This window comes from Streptomyces sp. NBC_00887 (assembly GCF_045207585.1).
The window spans coordinates 6,879,348-6,897,428 of the sequence record NZ_CP108788.1 but is presented as its reverse complement, the minus strand read 5'-3'; the positions used below and the strand labels follow the sequence as shown (position 1 = coordinate 6,897,428).

Sequence of the window (18,081 nt, the reverse complement as noted above, 5' to 3'; positions counted from 1 at the left end):
GTGAACTTCTGGGAGTACGTGAGCACCCGGCACCAGCAGCTGCTCACCGACGCGTTCCAGCACGTCAGCGCCGTCTTCCAGTGCATGGTCATCGCCACGTTGCTCGGCGTCCTGATCGGTGTGGTCAGCTACCGGAGCAGCTGGGGCGGGTCGTTGGCCGTCACGTCCACGGCCATGATCCTCACCATCCCGTCGCTCGCGGCGATCGGCCTGCTGATCCCGCTGGTCGGCCTCGGGGTCCCGCCGACCGTGATCATCCTGACCCTGTACGGGCTGCTGCCCGTCGTCCGTAACTCCATCGTCGGGCTGCGCGGAGTGGACCCTGCCCTCGTCGACGCGGCGAAGGGCATCGGGATGTCACGTACGGCGCAGCTGTGCCGGGTGGAACTGCCGCTCGCCTGGCCGCCCATCCTCACCGGGATCCGGGTCTCCACCCAGATGCTGATGGGCATCGCCGCCATCGCCGCGTACGCCTCGGGCCCGGGTCTCGGCAACGAGATCTTCCGCGGCCTCGCGTCGCTGGGCAGTGCCAACGCGATCAACCAGGTCCTCTCGGGCACGCTCGGCATCGTCGTCCTCGCCCTGCTCTTCGACGCCGCGTACGTCCTGCTCGGACGGCTCACCATCCCGAGGGGGATCCGTGTCTGAAACCGTCACCGGACCGACGGAGACTCCCGCGTCCGGCACCACCACCTCGGGTGCCACCATCCGGCTGGAGAACCTCACCAAGTCCTATCCCGGCAGCCCCGCTCCGGCCGTCGACAACGTCTCCATGGACATCAAGGCCGGCGAGACCGTGATCCTCGTGGGGCCCTCCGGCTGCGGGAAGTCCACCACGCTGAAGATGATCAACCGGCTGATCGAGCCGACGTCCGGGCGGATCAGGATCAACGACGAGGACGTCACCGACATGGACGGGGTGAAGCTGCGGCGCAAGGTCGGCTACGCGATCCAGTCCTCCGGACTCTTCCCGCACATGACGGTCGCGGAGAACATCGCCCTCGTGCCGAAGATGACCGGCTGGTCGAAGTCCGGGGTGAAGGACCGCGTCGAGGAGATGCTCGACCTGGTCGGTCTCGATCCGCGGGAGTTCCACGGGCGGTATCCGCGCCAGCTCTCCGGCGGCCAGCAGCAGCGGGTCGGTGTGGCACGTGCGCTTGCGGCGGACCCGCCGGTGCTGCTGATGGACGAGCCGTTCGGCGCGGTCGACCCCATCACCCGCGACCACCTCCAGGACGAGCTGATCCGGCTCCAGCACGAGCTGCACAAGACGATCGTCTTCGTCACGCACGACTTCGACGAGGCGATCAAGCTGGGCGACCGGATCGCGGTGCTGCGGGAGCGTTCGCACATCGCCCAGTTCGACACCCCGGAGGCCATCCTCACCAATCCGACGGACGACTTCGTGTCCGGGTTCGTGGGAGCGGGCGCGGCGTTGAAGCGGCTCAACCTCACCCGTGTACGGGATGTGGGGATCGCCGACTTCCCGACGGTGACCGTCGAGGACCCCCTCCAGTCGATCTTCGACAAGCTGCGCGACGGCAGGCACAACGAACTGCTGATGCTGGACCGCAGGAACCGCCCGTACAAGTGGCTGCGGCGCGGCGACCTGATGCGGGCCAAGGGCTCGCTGGCCCGGGCCGGGCAGCTGGTGCACGACACCGTGACCCGGGACGCGACGCTCCACGACGCGCTGGAGGCCGTGCTGACCGACAGCAGCGGGCGGGTCGCGGTGACGGGGCGGCGCGGGGAGTTCATCGGCGTCGTCGACATGCAGACGCTGATGAACTCCGTGCAGGAGCTCCTGGAGGCGGACCGGCTCACCGCGATGGAGCACCAGCACGATCTGGAGCACCTGCGGGTCCATCAGACCGAACAGGAGCTTGAGGGGGGTGGCAGCGGGCCATGACCCCCAGTCGTCAGGCACCTCCCGAGGGGACACCGCCGCCCGGGGAGCAGGATGTGCGCGGCAACGCCTTCCGTGACGAGGAGGCGGAGCCCTCCCCCGCGCCGCCCCGTCCGGCACGCCGGATCACCTGGCAGAAGCTCGTGGTGGTTCCGGCCGTCTGCGCGGTCGTCCTCGTGGCGACGTACCTGTGGATCTCCAACGTCGAACTCGACTCGATCGCGGAGAACTCGCTGGCCGGTGACATCGTCGAAGTGCGCTGGTGGCAGCACGTCAGACTGACCGCGATCTCCACCTTCTGGGTGCTGATCATCGCCATCCCCCTCGGCATCGCGCTGACCCGGCGCGGACTGAACAAGGCCGCCCCCGGGGTCACGGTCCTCGCCAACATCGGCCAGGCGACCCCCGCGATCGGGCTGTTGGCGCTGCTGGTGATCTGGCTGGGCATCGGTCCTTCCACGGCGATCGTAGGGATGGTGATCTACGCGGTACTGCCGGTGCTCTCCAACACGGTGGCCGGTCTGAAGGGGATCGAACCGACGCTCGTGGAGGCGTCCCGGGGCATCGGGATGTCGCCCATGGGGACGCTGACCCGGGTCGAGCTGCCGCTCGCGGTCCCGCTGATCCTGGCAGGCGTACGGACGGCCCTGGTGCTCAACGTGGGCACGGCGACCCTGGCCACCTTCGGGGGCGGCGGCGGACTCGGCGACCTGATCACCTCGGGGATCCAGACGCAGCGCATGCCCGTGCTGATCCTCGGTTCCGTGCTGACGGTGGTGCTGGCACTGCTGGTGGACTGGCTGGCTTCGCTGGTCGAACTGGCGCTCACACCGCGCGGACTGGAGGAAGCGTGAGGGTGCGTACGGGCCTGGCGTCGGCTGCCGCGCTCGCCCTGCTGCTCACGGGGTGCGGGCTGAAGAGCGGTTCGCCGCTGGTGGACGAGGTGGAACCGGGGTCGGTCGGGCAGGGGCAGCCGCTCAGGGGCGCGTCGCTGACCGTGACCTCGAAGAACTTCAGCGAGAACATCATCCTCGGGCAGATCATGGGCCTGATCTTCAAGGCGGCCGGCGCCGAGGTGCTTGACCGGACGAACCTGCCGGGGTCGATCAGCGCGCGCGAGGCGGTCGTCAAGGGCGAGGCCGACGCCCTGTACGACTACACGGGCACGGCCTGGATCACCTATCTGGGCCATGCCAAGCCGGTCGTCGACCCGCAGAAGCAGTGGGAGGTCGTCCGTGACGAGGACGAGGGCAACGGGGTGACCTGGCTCCCCCCGTCCACGCTCGACAACACGTACGCCCTGGCCATCAGCAAGAAGAACAACGCCAAGTACCACCTGAAGACCCTGTCGGACGTGGCCGCACTCGCGAAGGAGGACCCCGAGGCCGTCACGGTCTGCGTCGAGAACGAGTTCGCCTCCCGCGACGACGGGCTGCCGGGCATGCAGAAGCTGTACGGGATGAACCTGCCGGCCGCGAACATCAAGAAGATGGACGCCGGGATCATCTACACCCAGGTGTCCGAGTCCGACTCCTGCCTGCTCGGCGAGGTGTACACCACGGACGGCCGCATCAAGGCGATGAATCTGGACGTCATGGAGGACGACAAGCAGTTCTTCCCCAACTACAACGCGGCCCCCGCCATCCACACGGCGACCCTGAAGAAGTACCCGGAGATCGCCGGGCTGCTGGCCCCGGTCACCGAGATGCTGACGACGCAGCTCGCGCAGGAGCTCAACTCCAAGGTCGACGTGGACGGGCAGGATCCGCACGAGGTGGCGAAGGACTGGCTGGTGGAAGAGGGGTTCATCCGGGAGGGCTGAGCAGGGCGCCAGGACTTCCAAAGAAGTCGTTGCAAAAAATGCGTTGCAAAGCAGTCTTTGCAACTCTATGGTCGTGTCATGCCACCGAACGAGCCCGAAGACCGGCCGGTCCCGTACGCCGACGACCCGAAGATCCACCACGTCGACGCCCGCACCCTGCGCGGCCTCGCCCACCCCCTGCGCATCCGGCTGTTGAACACCCTGAGGGAGTTCGGACCCGCCACCGCCTCCGGTCTCGCCGACCGGCTCGGCGAATCGAGCGGCGCCACCAGCTACCACCTGCGCCAGCTCGCCTCGTACGGCTTCGTCGAGGACGATCCCGAGCGCGGCAAGGGGCGCGAGCGGTGGTGGAAGGCCGTCCACACGGGCACGATCTTCGGGCGCAGCGAGAACTTCATGCAGCACCCGGACCCCGAGGTGCGCGGCGCCATCGGAGTCGTGCTGCACGAGGTGGCGACCACGCACGCCCAGGAGCTGAACACCTGGCTCGGCACGATGCACGAGTGGCCCGAGGAGTGGCGTCGGTCGTTCGAGATCAGCGACTTCAAGCTGCGCCTCACCCCCGAACTCTCGATGGAGCTCGCGGAGAAGATGCTCGAGCTCGTGAACAGCTACCGGGGCCGGGTCCCCGACGACACCGAGGGGTCGGCCGTCGTCCGCACCCACCTGCACATGTTCCCGCGTCCCACCGACTGAGGGGATCACCGTCATGCACAGCGACATCCACCACATGGTGCACACCTACCGCGCCACCGAACTCCGCCGCGGCGCCGCAGAGTTCTCCCCCGTACGCCCCGCACTGCGCCATCGCATGGGCTGGACGATGGTCGAGCTGGGCCTGCGTCTGGCCCAGTGCACGCCGCCCCCGGCGCGCGCCGCACGAACGGCCTGACGTGGACGGGGGGCAGCAGGCGCGGGACCGCATCCCGCTCGCCGCCGTCCTGGCGGCCAACTCCATATCCACGGCGGGCACTTCGCTGACCCTCATCGGAGTCCCGTGGTTCGTCCTGGAAACCACCGGCAGCGCCGGCCGGGCCGGTGTCGTCGCCTTCTGCGCGACCCTGCCGATCGTCGTCGCCGCGCTGATCGGCGGGCCCGTCATCGACCGGATCGGCCGGCGCCGGGTCGCCGTCGCCTCCGACACGGTCTGCGGCGCGGCCATCGCCACGATCCCGCTGCTGCACTACGCGGGCGCACTCGAATTCTGGATGCTGTGCGCGCTGATGGCGCTGAACGGGCTGGCCCACACGCCCGGCAACACGGCGCGCTACGTCCTCGTACCCGATCTCGCCGAGCACGCCGGCACCACGCTCGCCCGCGCCGCCAGCCTCTTCGACGCGGTGTCGCGCGGCGCCCGCATGGTCGGCGCGGCGCTCGCGGGCGTACTGATCGCGGTCGTCGGCGCCGAGACCGTGCTCCTGCTGGACGCGGCGACGTTCGCGCTGTCCGCACTGCTGGTCGCAGCCGGCGTACGAGGGATCGGCGCGGCCGAGCCTCACAAGGCCGCGGCCCCCGTCTCGCTGCGTACGTACCGCGCCGAACTCCGCGAGGGCTACGCCTACCTGCTCGGCAACCGGCTGCTGCTCGCCGTGGTCGTCATGGTGATGTTCATGAACGGCACGGACCAGGGATGGAACGCCGTCCTCCTGCCCGTGCACGCGGAGGGTGAGCTGGGCGGGGCCACCGATCTCGGGCTGCTCACCGCACTGTTCGGCGCGGGCGGGCTCACGGGCGCGCTGCTGTACGGGACGGTGGGGCACCGTTTCTCGCGGCGGGCCGTGTTCACGGTGTGCGTGGTGCTGTGCGGGGCGCCGAGGTTCCTGGTCGCCGCGCTGACCGGGACGACACTGCCGCTGGCGGTCACCATGGCGCTGAGCGGTGTCGCGGGCGGCGTGCTCAACCCGATCCTGACGACGATGACGTACGAACGCGTCCCCCGGGAACTGCGCAGCCGGGTGTCCGGTGCCCTCACCGCGGGCTGTGAGCTAGCCATGCCGGTGGGCGGTCTCGCGGCGGGCCTGCTCGTCGAAGGCATGGGAGCGACGGGCGCGCTGCTCGCGATGGGCGGGGTCTACTTCCTGGCGACGCTGAGCCCTCTGGTGTTCCCGGCCTGGCGCACCATGGAGGGGCCCGGGGAGCCGGTCAGCAGCTCGGTACCTTGTTCCCCTGCTCCAGAGCCTTCAGCGAGGACACCGCGTTCTTCAGTGTCGTGACGGGGATCAGCCTCAGGCCCTTCGGCTGTTCCGCCTTCGCTTCCTTGCACTCGGCCCTGGGAACGAGGAAGACGGTCGCACCGTCGCGCCGGGCGGCCTGCGTCTTCAGGGAGACCCCGCCGACGGCACCGACCCTGCCGTTGGCCTCGATCGTCCCCGTACCGGCGACCGTGCGGCCACCGGTCAGGTCACCGCCGGAGCCGTCACCCGCGAGCTTGTCGATGATGCCGAGCGAGAAGAACAGGCCCGCGCTGGGGCCGCCGACGTCCGCGAGGTGCAGGGTGATGTCGACCGAACCGGGGGCCTTGCCGAGGTACGTCAGGGCCGCGTCGACGGCGACGTCCTGGGACTCCTCCATGTCCTGGAGATTGTGCTGCTCGATCTCCTTCTCGGAGCCACCGGTCGGGTAGACGGAGTCGCGGGGCATGACCGCGCGGTCCGTCCTGAACCAGCTGTCGATCACGTCGCCGATCCCGACGTCGGCCGTCGGCCCGGTGGCGACGATGGTCGTCATCCGCAGCTCGCCGTCCGTGGGGCGGGTCGGCGCGCCCTTGATCGTGATGACCGGCTTCCCCCGGTCGTCCCCGAGGACGTCCGCGGTCGTCCCGGGCTGCGCCAGGGTGAACGGCAGCGGCGCGAAGGCAGCCGTACCGAGCAGGGCGAGGACCGGCAGCGCGCAGAGGGCGAGGAGGCGGGGGCGCGAGAGACGAGTGAGCACCCGCCCAATCTATCCGCCGCCGCACGCCCCCCGTTCCGCAGGACTGCGCCGGGGTCCGGGTCTCCCCGTCCCCGGCGCAGTCCCGGGGCGGAGGCGGCTCGGCCCCCGCCGGCTCTCAGCGCAGCGCGTCCGCGACCTCCCGGGCCGCGTCGAGCACGCGCGGGCCCACCCGCTCCGGTACGGCGTCGGCGAGCATCACCACACCCACGCTGCCCTCCACCCCGGACACCCCGACCAGCGGCGCAGCGGCGCCGCAGGCGCCGGCTTCGAGCTCGCCGTGGGTGAGGGTGTAGCCGGGATGGTCGGCGACCGCCTTCTGCCGGGCGGTGAGAATCGCCCGTCCCGCGGCGCCCCTGTCCAGTGCGTGACGAAAGCCGGCCCGGTAGGCGACGTGGTAGTCGGTCCAGGTCGGTTCGACGACCGCGACCGCGAGCGCATCGGCCCCGTCGACGAGTGTGAGGTGGGCGGTCGCCCCTATGTCCTCGGCCAGGGAACGCAGCGCGGGCAGCGCCGCCTCCCTGACGAGGGGATGCACCTGGCGGCCCAGGCGCAGCACGCCCAGGCCGACTCGGGCCCGGCCACCCAGATCACGGCGGACGAGCGCGTGCTGTTCCAGAGTGGCGAGCAGTCGGTAGACCACGGTGCGATTGACGCCGAGTTTGTTGGACAACTCGGTGACGGTCAGGCCGTGGTCGGTATCGGCGAGCAGCTTGAGGACACGCAGTCCCCGGTCGAGCGTCTGAGAAGTCTCCGCGGTCACGACGCCCTCTCCCTCTTGGTGAGCGGGGCGGTTCTCCCGGAAGTGAGACGCCGGTCCCAGCGGCGACGCACGGAGAGGCCGCCGACTGGCCATGGCACCGGCTGCGCTCCGCGGCCACACTGCCACGGGGCGTTTCATGTTTCGGGGACATTAGCGACCGGGTCCGCTCAGCGGAAGCCCTCGTCCAGAATCCGGGCGCCCCCAAAAACGCGATGACATAACCGCCGGTCAGCGCGGAACCGTCCGGAACGCGAACATCTACGCGCGTTCAAGTCGACTGACGTCGGCACGATGACCCCTACACCACATGTGAACGGTTGTTAACCCATCGTGAATAAAAGTTTCAAAATTTCCGGCGCACGCACGTCATCCCCCGTGCGCCGGCGCACGGGAACGGCGCGGGCCGGTGCGGGGCGCACTCCCCCGCACCGGCCCGCGCCGTCGCTCCTGCCGTCCGGCTCACCTCACCGGCGGCCGCTCACCGCATCCGGGTGGCCCACTCCTGCACCTTCTTGATCCGGTCCTGGATCTGCCCGGCCGTCGCCTCCGCGCTCGGCGGGCCGCCGCACACCCGCCGCAGCTCGGTGTGGATCACACCGTGCGGCTTGCCGCTCTGATGCGTGTACGCCGACACCATCGTGTTGAGCTGCTTGCGCAACTCCAGCAGCTTCTTGTGCGTGACCACCGGCCGGTTCTCGGCCGCCTTCTCCAGGAGGTCTGCCTCCGCGGCCGGCTTCTGCCGGCTGTGCGCGATCTGCCGGGTCTGCCGCTTCTGGAGGAGCAGCTGCACCTGGTCGGGTTCGAGCAGCCCCGGGATACCCAGGTAGTCCTGCTCCTCCTCACTGCCCGGGTGCGCCTGCATGCCGAACTCGGCACCGTCGTACAGCACCCGGTCGAAGACCGCGTCGGACTCCAGCGCCTCGAAGGGCAGCTGCTCCTCGGTCTCCTCGTCCTCGAGCCTCTCCGCGTCCGCGAGGAGCTGGTCCTCCTCGGCGAACGGGTTCTCCTCGTCGCTGCCCTTCTTCGGCTTGTCGAGTACGTGGTCGCGCTCGACCTCCATCTCGTTCGCGAAGTCGAGCAGCATCGGAATCGTCGGCACGAAGACGGAGGCGGTCTCGCCGCGCCGCCGCGACCGTACGAAACGGCCGACGGCCTGCGCGAAGAAGAGCGGCGTCGAGATGGTGGTGGCGTACACGCCGACCGCGAGGCGCGGCACGTCGACGCCCTCCGACACCATCCGCACCGCGACCATCCAGCGCGAGCCGTCCTCGGTGAACTGGTCGATCCGCTTCGAGGCCGCCTTCTCGTCGGAGAGGACGACGGTCACCTTCTCGCCGCTGATCCGCTTGAGGATCTTGGCGTACTCGCGCGCCGACTCCTGGTCCGTCGCGATGACGAGGCCGCCCGCGTCCGGAATGCCCTTGCGCACCTCGGTCAGCCGCTTGTCGGCGGCGCTGAGCACATTGGGGATCCAGTCGCCGGTGGGCGCCAGCGCGGTGCGCCAGGCCTGCCCGATGGCGTCCTTGGTCATCGGCTCGCCGAGCCGGGCGGCGATCTCGTCACCGGCCTTGGTGCGCCACCGCATGTTGCCGCTGTAGCTGAGGAAGATCACGGGCCGGACGACGCCGTCGGCGAGCGCGTTGCCGTAGCCGTACGTGTAGTCGGCCGAGGACCGCCGGATGCCGTCGTTGCCCTCCTCGTACGCCACGAAGGGGATCGGGTTGGTGTCCGACCGGAACGGCGTACCGGTGAGCGCGAGCCGCCGGGTCGCCGGGTCGAACGCCTCCTGGCACGCCTCGCCCCAGGACTTCGAGTCACCGGCGTGGTGGATCTCGTCGAGGATCACCAGCGTCTTGCGCTGCTCGCACCGGTTGCGGTGCAGCATCGGACGCACGCCGACTCCCGCGTACGTGACCGCGACCCCGTGGTACTCCTTGCTCACGGGCCCGGCGCTGTAGTCGGGGTCGAGCTTGATGCCTATGCGCGCCGCTGCCTCCGCCCACTGCTTCTTCAGGTGCTCGGTGGGTGCGACGACGGTGATCTGCTGCACGACGTGGTGGTGCAGCAGCCATGACGCGAGGGTCAGCGCGAAGGTGGTCTTCCCGGCGCCGGGGGTCGCGACGGCGAGGAAGTCGCGCGGCTGGTCCTGGATGTACCTCTCCATGGCGCCCTGCTGCCAGGCGCGCAGCTTGCCGGCCGTGCCCCAGGGGGCGCGGCCGGGAAAGGCGGGTGAGAGGTGGTGGGAGGCGGTAGTAGTCACGGTCTCCGGTTCGGGGCACTCGGGTACGTGGGGGCGTTGCCCGTACGGGGCCGGACCGGGCCCGCACGCGATACGACAACCGGGCCACCCTACCGGGGGCCGGCGCGGAACCCCGTACGAATCAGCCGTGGTTCGGCACGGCTGAGACCCGCTTCACAGGAGACGGCTACCTGGCGAACCCGGGCAGCTGTTCCGCGATCTTGGGCATGTCCAGCGCCCCCTGACACACGTCCAGCACGAACCGCTCGGCGTCGTCCACGTCGAAACCGGCGTCGAGCGGATGCCCGTTCATGTGCAGAAACACCCAGGTCGCGTACCAGGCGATGCGCTTGTTGCCGTCCACGAGACCACGATTGCGGGCCAGGGACTCCATGAGCGCCGCAGCTTTCTGCCACACGTCCGGATAGGCGTCCTGGCCGAAAACGCTCGCCTGCGGGCGCGCCAGTGCCGAATCGAGCAACCCGTAGTCACGCACGTCTGCCGTGCCGAGGCGCTCCGCGAGGTTGAGCAGCTCGGGCAGTGTCAGGTACTGCATCAGGCGAGCCTCCGGTTGAGCTCCTCACTCGCCTTCAGCACATGGTCCGCCGCCTCGTTGAAGAGGCGTGAGTGTTCGTTCATGGCAGTGATCACGGCGTCGTGGGCGAAGGACTGCATGCTTCGCCCCTCCGCCTCCGCACGCGCGCGCAGGGCGTCCAGCTCTTCCTCGGTGAACCGCAGATTCAGACCAGCCATGGATGAATGGTACGGCGCAGTACCACGCGGTGCTACGCGTCCGTCCGCACCCGCGTGGCCACCCACGCCCCCACGAGCGCAACCCCCGCCATCGGCAGGAACACCGCCGCGAACGCCCCCGGGTGCGACCCGGCGGTCCCGCTCCCCACCGCCCCGTGCGCGGCCGCCCCCACCGCGCCCCCGCCGAGCGCGGCGAACGCCGCCCCGCCGCCGGCGAGCAGCAGCACGTTGGACAGCCCGTCCGAGATCTGCAGGGCGGCGGAGTTGCCGCCCGCCTCCTGCGGGGCCGACAGCTTCAGCAGCAGCACGCTCGTCGATGCGATCACCATGCCCATGCCGAAGCACCCGACGGCCCACGCCACGGCCACGATCCAGACCGGCACGGACTCGATCAGCACGGTCGGCGCCGCCGCGATCGCCAGGGCGACGAGGATCATGCCCACCACCATGAGGGACTCCCTGCGCGCCTCCAGGCGGGGCCGGGCCAGTACGTACGAGCCGAGCGCCCAGGTCAGCCCCCCGGCCGCGAGCGACAGCCCGGCCATCGTCGGGGACATCCCGCGCTGGGTCACCAGCATCAGGGGTACGAAGGACTCGGCGGCGATGAACGACCCGGCCGACACCCCGCGCAGCAGGATCACGGCGGGCAGCCCCCGCGCGGCCCGCAGCGTCCCCCGGGGCAGCAGGCCGCGCACGGCGGGCGCGAGCAGCGCGGCACCGGCCACGGCCGGGACCAGCGAGAGCCAGCGCAGCTCCTGCCCGGCGAACTGGAGCAGCGCCGCACCCAGTGAGATCCCCAGCGCGAGCCGGATACGCCGCCCGTCGAACGGCTCCGCCCCCGCCGCGGCGTCCGTGGGCCCGGCCGCCATCCGCCGAATCGCGGGCAGCGCCAGGCCCAGCGGCAGCACGATGAGCACCGGGATCCCGACGAAGACCCAGCGCCAGCCCAGGTGCTCGGTCACCGACCCCGAGGCGAGCGGCCCGACGACGGACGGGACGATCCAGGCCGCCGAGAACGCGGCCATGATCGCCGGGCGGATCCGCTCCGGGTAGGCGCGCCCGATGACGACGTACAGTGCCACGATCACGAGCCCGCCGCCGACGCCCTGGACGGCCCGCCCCAGGATGAACATCCACATGCTCCCGGCCGTCCCGGAGAGCAGCAGCCCGGCCCCGAAGGCGCCGATCCCGGTGGCGAGCGGCGCGAGCGGGCCACGCCGGTCGGCCCACTGCCCGGAGAGCACCATGGCGAAGAGGCTGGTCGTGAAGTACGCCGAGAACGCGAACGCGTACAGCGGAATGCCGTGCAGCTCACGGGCGGCGACCGGCATCGCGGTGCCGACGGCGGTCGCCTCGAAGGCGATCAGCAGCACGACTGAGACGATGCCGATGCTGAGCGCCCGGTGGGTCCGGCCCAGCACGCCCTCCGCCGGAGCGGCGTCGACGCTGTCTTCGAAGGGGATCGTGACGTCGGCGTCACGCGGTTCCAGGGCGCTCATGGAGCCAGAGTAAGGGGCAAACAGCCAACTGAACCCTGTCGGTGGGCGGGGTACCACTCATCCCTTGGTCGTAGGACCGCCCGCGGAACATGAACGCGGTATGGCAGTCGTGTTGCAGCGGGGCCGACACTCTTGAGCGCCCGTGCGTCCCGCGCCTAACGTCGACACCGGAACGAAGAAGAGGCACATGGCCGTGTGCCCGAGTGGTTTAGGGGCTCGACTGCAACTCGAGTTACACCGGTTCGATTCCGGTCACGGCCTCCAGCGGAAGAACCCGAAAGGGAACGGCCGCCCCCATGGTGCGGGGGCGGCCGTTCCTGTTGTCCGGGGTCACCGGGTCGCACGGGGTCCAGCGACGGCCGGGCCTCCAGCCCTCCGTCGTCCTCGCAGCCCAGTTCCTTCGCCAGGGCCAGGGAGAAGGAGTGGGGCGACGGTCACAGGCATCCCTGAGCGCCCACGATGACTGACCGCCCGAAGGAAGCGAGACGCCGGAGGTCGACCTCTCCGGTGTCAGACATCCCACGCTACGTGGCCGCCGGCAGCACGGAGGGAATGACGGGAGGCGTCGCGCACCCCATCTCTTCCGTCACCGACTGAGCGAACGCCCTCAGCAACTCCCACCGGAGTTCCGCTCCGAGGCTCGCCCCCGACACGTCGCACTGGAGCGGCAGATCGGCCGACTGCGACTCAGCTGCTCCGGGCACCGCGCATGCCGCGAGCAACTACTGGCGGGCCCGGCCGCGGGCGGCCCGGCAGCCGTCGGACGGGGCGCTCGCGTTCGGGCGGGTGGCCGCGTTCGGGGTCGCCGGGGTGTTCGTCTTCGGTGGCTGTTCGGTCCAGGAGGGTGTCGACAAGCGATCCTGGAGCGCGGGCGAGGTGCGGGAGGCCGCTGAGAGCGCGCTCGCTTCCCTGGAGGCCGAGCCGCACATCCCGAGCGACCCCTCGGACGACTACGCCTCACAGATCGAGGCGGACGTCACGGGGGCGGGTGAGGGCCAGGGGCCCTCGTACCGCATCTCCGTGGAACGGGCCGGGGGCGGGCACGACTACGAGATATCCGCGGGCGGCGCCGGCACCGCCTTCTGCATGCACGTCACGGAGGAGAAGTCCGCACAGGGCGGAATCTTCGTCCCCGGAGCGGACGGCGGCAGCAGCAGCAGCAGCACTCCATCCCCGAGTACGACCTGACCGCCACCGTCGACGACGGCGCCTGCTGAGACGACAGGCGCCGCCGGATCAGGACTTGGGAGAGGCCACCGCCGCCTGCGGGCGGATCGGGAGGCGGTTGACCGGGCGGCCCGTGGCCGCGCGGACGGCCGCGGCCACCGCTGCGGGGGACGTCACCACCGGAACCGCCGAGGCCGCCTTGGCGCCGAAGGGGGCGACCACGTCGCGTTCCTCGATCAGCTTGACGATGCGGATGTCCGGGGCGTCCAGGGACGTCGGAAGCGCGTACCCCGTGAGGTCCGGGTGTCGGATCAGGCCGCGGGCCGTGCGGAGGTTCTCCGTGAGGGCCGCGCCGATGCCCTGGGTGACTCCGGCCTCGATACGGGTCGCCAGCTGGGACGGGTTCAGGACCCGGCCGACGTCCTGGGCCACCGCCATCTCGACGACACGGATCGAGCCGAGTTCGATGTCGACGTCGACGACCGCGCGGACCGCGCAGAAGGCCAGGCCGACGAACGCGTCTCCCTGGCCCGAACCGTCCAGGGGTTCGGTGGGGTGCGGGCGGCACTGGGCCGTGGCCCAGAGTTCCTTGCCGTCCATGGCCTCCATGACCGTCGTGGAGAGCACACCGTCGTACGAGGTGATCTTGCCGTCGGCGATCTGGAGGAGCTCCGTGGACATGCCGAACTTGTGGGCCAAGGGCTGGAGGAGCTGGGTGCGGACCATCTTGGCCGCGCGCTCGACCGCACCGCCGGAGACCCAGGTGTGACGGCCGTGGGTCGCCGGGCCCGCCGGGGGCTGGTCGGTGTCCACCGCCGCCACGTGGACCTCTTCGATGCCCAGGGTCTCCTGGACGATCTGGCGGGCCAGCGTGGTGAAGCCCTGGCCGGTTTCGACGGCCGCGCAGATGACCGTGGCGACGCCGTCGTGGACCCGGACGGTGGCCGTGGAGACCTCGTCCGTGCCCTCGGCGCCGAGCATGTGGACCATACCGAGCGCGTAGCCGACGCCGCGGCGTACGGCTCCGGGCTCGCCCGCGCCCTCGGGGCCGCCCGGGAGCAGCCAGTCGTCCTCGGGGGCGTCCTTCGGGAGGGCGGGGAGCGGGAAGTCCCGGACCTCACGAAGCAGTTCCGCCACCGGGGCAGGGCACGTCACGGTCTGGCTGGTGGGGAGGATGTCGCCGGTGGACAGGGCGTTACGGAGGCGGAGTTCGGCCGGGTCGATGCCCAGTTTCGCCGCCAGCTTGTCCATCTGGCCCTCGTAGGCCGCGCAGACCTGCATCGCACCCTCGCCGCGCACATGGCCGGAGGGAGGGTTGTTCGTACGGACCGCCCAGCCCTCGATGAAGGCGTGCGGAACGACGTACGGGCCGCAGGCGAAGGCCACCGCGGCGGCCAGCGATTCGGACGAGGAGTCGGCGTACGCGCCCGCGTCCAGGAGGATCTGGGCCTCGACCTTGACCAGTCGGCCCTCCGTGTCCGCGTGGTGGCGGTAGCGCAGCAGGGTCGGGTGGCGGTGGGCGTGGCCGAGGAAGGACTCCTCGCGCGTAGCGGCCAGTTTGACCGGGCAGCCGGTGCGCAGGGCGAGCAGCCCGAGCGGGATCTGGAAGCCGGGGTCCTCCCGGTCGCCGGTCGCCCCGGGGACGCCGGTGACGACGACCTTGACCCGGTCGGGCTCCAGGCCGAAACAGGCGGCGGCGAGGTCGCGGTCGGTGTGCGGGTCGGTGGACGCCGTGTACAGCTCCACGCCGCCGTCCGGGCGGGGCACGGCGAGTCCGGCCTCGGCCCCGATCGGGGCCGGGTCCTGGCGGCCGATGCGGTACAGGCCCTCGACGATGACCTCGCCCACGGTGTCGGGGTCGCCGTAGCGCAGCGGAATGTGGCGGATGAGGTTGCCGTCGGGGTGGAGGGGTTCGGCCGCGAAGGCCTTCTCCGGGTCGGTGACCGGTTCGAGCACCTCGTACTCGACGGCGATCGCCGCGGCGGCCAGGCGGGCGGTGTCGGGATGGTCGGCGGCGACCGCGGCGATCGACTCCCCGTGGTGGCGTACCAGGTCGGAGGCGAAGACGGGTCGGTCGACGACACTGCGGCCGTACGCCCCGTCGCCGGGGATGTCCTCATGGGTGACGACGGCCCGTACACCCGGCATCTCGGCGGCGGCCGAGGTGTCGATCGACAGGATGCGCGCATGGGGGTGCGGGGAACGCAGCACGGCCGCCCACAGCAGCCCCTCCGCCCAGAGGTCCGCCGCGTACGGGAACGTGCCTTCGGTCTTGGCGCGGGCGTCGGCCGGCGGGAGCGAGGCGCCCAGACCGAGCGCGGGCACTTCCTCGTCCGGGCCGGTTCCCTCGGTCGGCGGGGGGTTCGTGCGGGTGGTGCTGGTCGCGGTGGCTGCGTCGTTGCTCACGCCGCCTCCTTGTCGTTCGCCCCGCTGCGGCAGCAGCTGATGGTGGAGGTGTGGGTGGTGTGGGTGACCGGTGCTGAGGGAGGCGCGGTGCTCACCGGCTGTCTCCCTCGTGGGGGTGTGTCCGGACGCCGCCCGCGCCGGGGGCCGCCTGCTGCGGGATCCGCGGCTCATCGGCGTCGGCGGCGTGGGCCGCTTCCGCGGTCGCCTCCCGGCCGGCGACGACCTCGCGTACGGCGTCGAGCACGCCCCGGTAGCCGGAGCAGCGGCAGAGGTTGCCGCACAGGGCCTGCCGCGTCTCCAGCTCGCTGGGGGCGTGGTTGCCCTCCAGGAGGTCGTGGACGGTCATGGCCATCCCCGGGATGCAGAAGCCGCACTGGACGGCCCCGCACTCGGCCAGGGCCCGCTGGACGTCGGACGGTTCCCCGTCCACCGCAAGGCCCTCGACCGTGCGGACCTCGCTGCCCGCGGTGGTGGCTGCGGGGACCAGGCAGGAGGCCACGAGCCGGCCGTCCACCTGGACGTTGCAGGCGCCGCACTCGCCCTGCGAGCAGCCGTCCTTGGCGCCGGCGAGGCCGAGACGCTCCCGGAGCACGTACAGGAGGGACTCGCCGATCCAGGCGTCGGTGACGGGGCGGTCCACACCGTTCACATGCAGGACGTACGAGGCGGCAGGGTGCTCGCTGGGGGCGTCCGAGAGGGCCGTTGCGGGCTCGTCGAACGCCGGGGCGTGCGCGGTGGCGTCGTCGGACACCTCGGCCCCCTCCGGGGCCTCCTCGGGCTCATCGGGTGCGCCCCGGGGGTCGTCGTACTCGTTGCCCGGAGCGCCGGGCTCACCGGCGAGGGTGTCCTCCCGGGGAGCCTGCGGCGCGGCCTCGTGCTCCAGCTCGGCTGCCGGCTCGTGCGCGGCGGCCTCGGGCTCCGGCGACGGCGTGGCCGGGTCGGCGGGCGACGGCTCGTGCGGCTGCGGCTCGTGCGGCTGGGTGGCCCACGGTGCGGGCGCACCGCCGGGCAGCGTGGCGGGGCGCGCGTCCGCGTACCACTGGGACGCGAGCGCCGAGGCCGCGAACTCGCCGGACTCCTCCGGGAGGTCACCGTTGGCGACCGGGATCGTCCACTGGCCGGTGTGCCCGGCAGGCTCGGCGGGAACGGAGGCAGGGGCGGAGTCCGAAGCGGCGGCGTCCGGCGGGACGGCCTCGGTGAAGTTCCACTGGGCGGTCGTCGACGACGTCTGCCCGTACTGCGAGGTCTCCGGGTACTGCTGCGGGTACGGCTCCTGCTGGTTGGGGTCCGGCCAGTGGACCGCGTCCGGTGCCGGCTCCGTGCCCGCCTCGCGACCGGCCCGCTCCTGTTGGCTCTGCGTCCGCACGACCCAGCTGCCCGTCGCGGCGGGGTCCAGCCCGGCCGCCGGGGTCAGCGGAAGGATCATCGGCGGTACGTAGCCCTGGCCGGGCGCGGCCAGCGGGTCGTTCCCGAGGTTGGCGAGGTCCTCCGGGGGCAGCTGGACGAAGGCGGTCGCCTCCGCGTCGTACTCACCGCTCTGCGGGGTCGGCTGCCAGCCGCCGTACGGGGCGGGCTGCCCGTGCTGCTGCTCGGGGTTCTCTTCATTGCTCACGACAGTGCCCTCCCCAGCGCGCGTCGGGCGAGCGCGGCGACCGTGCGCCGCAGGTGGAGTACGGCCGGGGGCAGCGGCGGTGCCTCTCCCCCGTCGTCCGGTGGTGTCTGGTCCGGGATGCAGGCCGCGGCAACGTACTCGCCGAAGGCGGCCAGCGCGTCGGCGGCCAGACCCCGCTCGCCGTCCCAGTCGATCAGGGAGGCGATCCAGCGTTCGGCCTCCAGCGGCCGCAGCGGCATCGGGGCGATCGCGCCGACGGCGCAGCGCACACCGCGGCGGGCCGGGTCGAGGACGATCGCGACGGAGGCGGTGGCACGGCCGGGGCCGGTGCGGCCGGTCGCCTTGAGGAAGATCTGGGGGGCGTGCAGCAGCGGTACGCGGACGAAGCCGATCAGCTCGGCGGGCCCGAGCATCGCGCGGCCGGCCAGCAGGTGCGACACGGGGATCTCACGACGCGAGCCGTCCGGTCCCGCGATGACCAGTTCGGCCTCCAGGGCCGCCAGCACCGGCAGGGCGTCGCCGGTGGGGGCCGCGGTGGCGATGTTGCCGCCGAGCGTGCCGGCGTTGCGGATCTGGGGCGGGCCCGCGGCACGGGCGGAGGCGGCCAGCGCGGGAATGAGGGCGGCGAAGTCGGGCCGCCCCATGCGTGCGTGGGTGAGACCGGCCCCGAGGAGGGCGTGGCCGTCCTGGTAGTGCCAGCCGCGCAGCTCGCTGATCCGGCTCAGGCCGACCAGTCCCGAGGGGCGCAGGAGCCCCTTGTTGACGGCCGACATCAGGTCCGTGCCACCGGCCACAGGAACGGCTGCAGGCATGGCGCCGAGAGCCGCCACGGCCTCGTCGAGCGAGGCCGGCAGCGTCACCGACTGCATCGCCTGCGGTGCGTGCGTGGTCAACCCAGCTGCCCCTTCCCGGTGTCCCGGCAGTCCCGCCTGTCCGCCGTACGGTACGTGCTCACGGCCGGGACGTGGCAACTCTGGCACATCTTC

General features: G+C 71.5%; 17 protein-coding genes and 1 tRNA gene. 9 read left to right on the top strand and 9 right to left on the bottom strand.

Going from position 1 to position 18,081, the window contains the following annotated elements; translation table 11 throughout:
- The 7 genes from OG844_RS31445 to OG844_RS31415 all read left to right on the top strand — a co-directional run bounded on the left by OG844_RS31445 (nucleotide 1) and on the right by OG844_RS31415 (nucleotide 5,941).
- On the top strand, nucleotides 1-648 hold the full coding sequence (locus OG844_RS31445) for an ABC transporter permease (RefSeq protein ID WP_406394833.1): 648 nt from the start codon (nucleotides 1-3) through the stop codon (nucleotides 646-648).
- Nucleotides 641-1,909, top strand: coding sequence for an ABC transporter ATP-binding protein (locus OG844_RS31440; protein WP_406394831.1), 1,269 nt, complete (start codon nucleotides 641-643; stop codon nucleotides 1,907-1,909). Before OG844_RS31445 ends, OG844_RS31440 begins: the two co-directional genes overlap by 8 nt.
- On the top strand, nucleotides 1,906-2,760 hold the full coding sequence (locus OG844_RS31435) for an ABC transporter permease (RefSeq protein WP_406394830.1): 855 nt from the start codon (nucleotides 1,906-1,908) through the stop codon (nucleotides 2,758-2,760). The genes OG844_RS31440 and OG844_RS31435 overlap by 4 nt, the downstream gene beginning before the upstream one ends.
- Nucleotides 2,757-3,728 carry a glycine betaine ABC transporter substrate-binding protein gene (locus tag OG844_RS31430; protein ID WP_406394828.1) on the top strand — a complete coding sequence of 324 codons (972 nt, stop codon included), beginning with the start codon at nucleotides 2,757-2,759 and terminating at the stop codon, nucleotides 3,726-3,728. The genes OG844_RS31435 and OG844_RS31430 overlap by 4 nt, the downstream gene beginning before the upstream one ends.
- Before the next feature lie 78 nt (nucleotides 3,729-3,806).
- Nucleotides 3,807-4,424, top strand: coding sequence for an ArsR/SmtB family transcription factor (locus tag OG844_RS31425; protein WP_406394827.1), 618 nt, complete (start codon nucleotides 3,807-3,809; stop codon nucleotides 4,422-4,424).
- A 13-nt stretch (nucleotides 4,425-4,437) separates the two neighbouring features.
- Nucleotides 4,438-4,620, top strand: coding sequence for a hypothetical protein (locus tag OG844_RS31420; RefSeq protein ID WP_406394825.1), 183 nt, complete (start codon nucleotides 4,438-4,440; stop codon nucleotides 4,618-4,620).
- Nucleotide 4,621: 1 nt separating this feature from the next.
- Nucleotides 4,622-5,941 (top strand): MFS transporter, encoded by a 1,320-nt coding sequence (locus OG844_RS31415; protein ID WP_406394823.1) that lies wholly within the window; start codon nucleotides 4,622-4,624, stop codon nucleotides 5,939-5,941.
- On the opposite strand, the gene OG844_RS31410 is transcribed toward OG844_RS31415, so the two are convergent.
- From OG844_RS31410 to OG844_RS31385, 6 genes are all read right to left on the bottom strand, one after another.
- Nucleotides 5,871-6,659, bottom strand: a complete 789-nt coding sequence (locus OG844_RS31410) for a S16 family serine protease (protein WP_406394821.1) — start codon at nucleotides 6,657-6,659, stop codon at nucleotides 5,871-5,873. The two genes, OG844_RS31415 and OG844_RS31410, sit on opposite strands and share 71 nt — an antisense overlap.
- Before the next feature lie 115 nt (nucleotides 6,660-6,774).
- Nucleotides 6,775-7,419 (bottom strand): IclR family transcriptional regulator, encoded by a 645-nt coding sequence (locus OG844_RS31405; protein ID WP_056798545.1) that lies wholly within the window; start codon nucleotides 7,417-7,419, stop codon nucleotides 6,775-6,777.
- Between the two features lie 478 nt (nucleotides 7,420-7,897).
- Nucleotides 7,898-9,679, bottom strand: coding sequence for a DEAD/DEAH box helicase (locus OG844_RS31400; protein ID WP_329210512.1), 1,782 nt, complete (start codon nucleotides 9,677-9,679; stop codon nucleotides 7,898-7,900).
- A gap of 166 nt (nucleotides 9,680-9,845) precedes the next feature.
- Nucleotides 9,846-10,214, bottom strand: coding sequence for a type II toxin-antitoxin system death-on-curing family toxin (locus OG844_RS31395; protein WP_406394819.1), 369 nt, complete (start codon nucleotides 10,212-10,214; stop codon nucleotides 9,846-9,848).
- Nucleotides 10,214-10,411 (bottom strand): Arc family DNA-binding protein, encoded by a 198-nt coding sequence (locus OG844_RS31390; protein WP_385484911.1) that lies wholly within the window; start codon nucleotides 10,409-10,411, stop codon nucleotides 10,214-10,216. The genes OG844_RS31395 and OG844_RS31390 overlap by 1 nt, the downstream gene beginning before the upstream one ends.
- Nucleotides 10,412-10,443: 32 nt before the next feature.
- Nucleotides 10,444-11,910 (bottom strand): MFS transporter, encoded by a 1,467-nt coding sequence (locus tag OG844_RS31385; protein ID WP_406394818.1) that lies wholly within the window; start codon nucleotides 11,908-11,910, stop codon nucleotides 10,444-10,446.
- Nucleotides 11,911-12,099: 189 nt separating this feature from the next.
- On the opposite strand from OG844_RS31385, the gene OG844_RS31380 reads away from it, so the two are divergent.
- A tRNA-Cys gene (locus OG844_RS31380) sits at nucleotides 12,100-12,174 on the top strand.
- Between the two features lie 522 nt (nucleotides 12,175-12,696).
- A complete protein-coding gene (locus OG844_RS31375) occupies nucleotides 12,697-13,098 on the top strand; it encodes a hypothetical protein (RefSeq protein ID WP_406394817.1) in 402 nt (133 codons plus the stop codon).
- Nucleotides 13,099-13,146: 48 nt separating this feature from the next.
- Here the strand turns inward: OG844_RS31375 and OG844_RS31370 are convergent, their stop codons facing one another.
- The 3 genes from OG844_RS31370 to OG844_RS31360 form a co-directional block, all read right to left on the bottom strand.
- On the bottom strand, nucleotides 13,147-15,483 hold the full coding sequence (locus OG844_RS31370; RefSeq protein ID WP_406394815.1) for a xanthine dehydrogenase family protein molybdopterin-binding subunit: 2,337 nt from the start codon (nucleotides 15,481-15,483) through the stop codon (nucleotides 13,147-13,149).
- A 91-nt stretch (nucleotides 15,484-15,574) separates the two neighbouring features.
- Nucleotides 15,575-17,095, bottom strand: a complete 1,521-nt coding sequence (locus tag OG844_RS31365; RefSeq protein WP_406394813.1) for a 2Fe-2S iron-sulfur cluster-binding protein — start codon at nucleotides 17,093-17,095, stop codon at nucleotides 15,575-15,577.
- Entirely contained in the window at nucleotides 17,092-17,988 is an 897-nt protein-coding gene (locus OG844_RS31360) for an FAD binding domain-containing protein (RefSeq protein ID WP_406394812.1), read from the bottom strand. Before OG844_RS31360 ends, OG844_RS31365 begins: the two co-directional genes overlap by 4 nt.
- Nucleotides 17,989-18,081 lie beyond the last annotated feature (93 nt).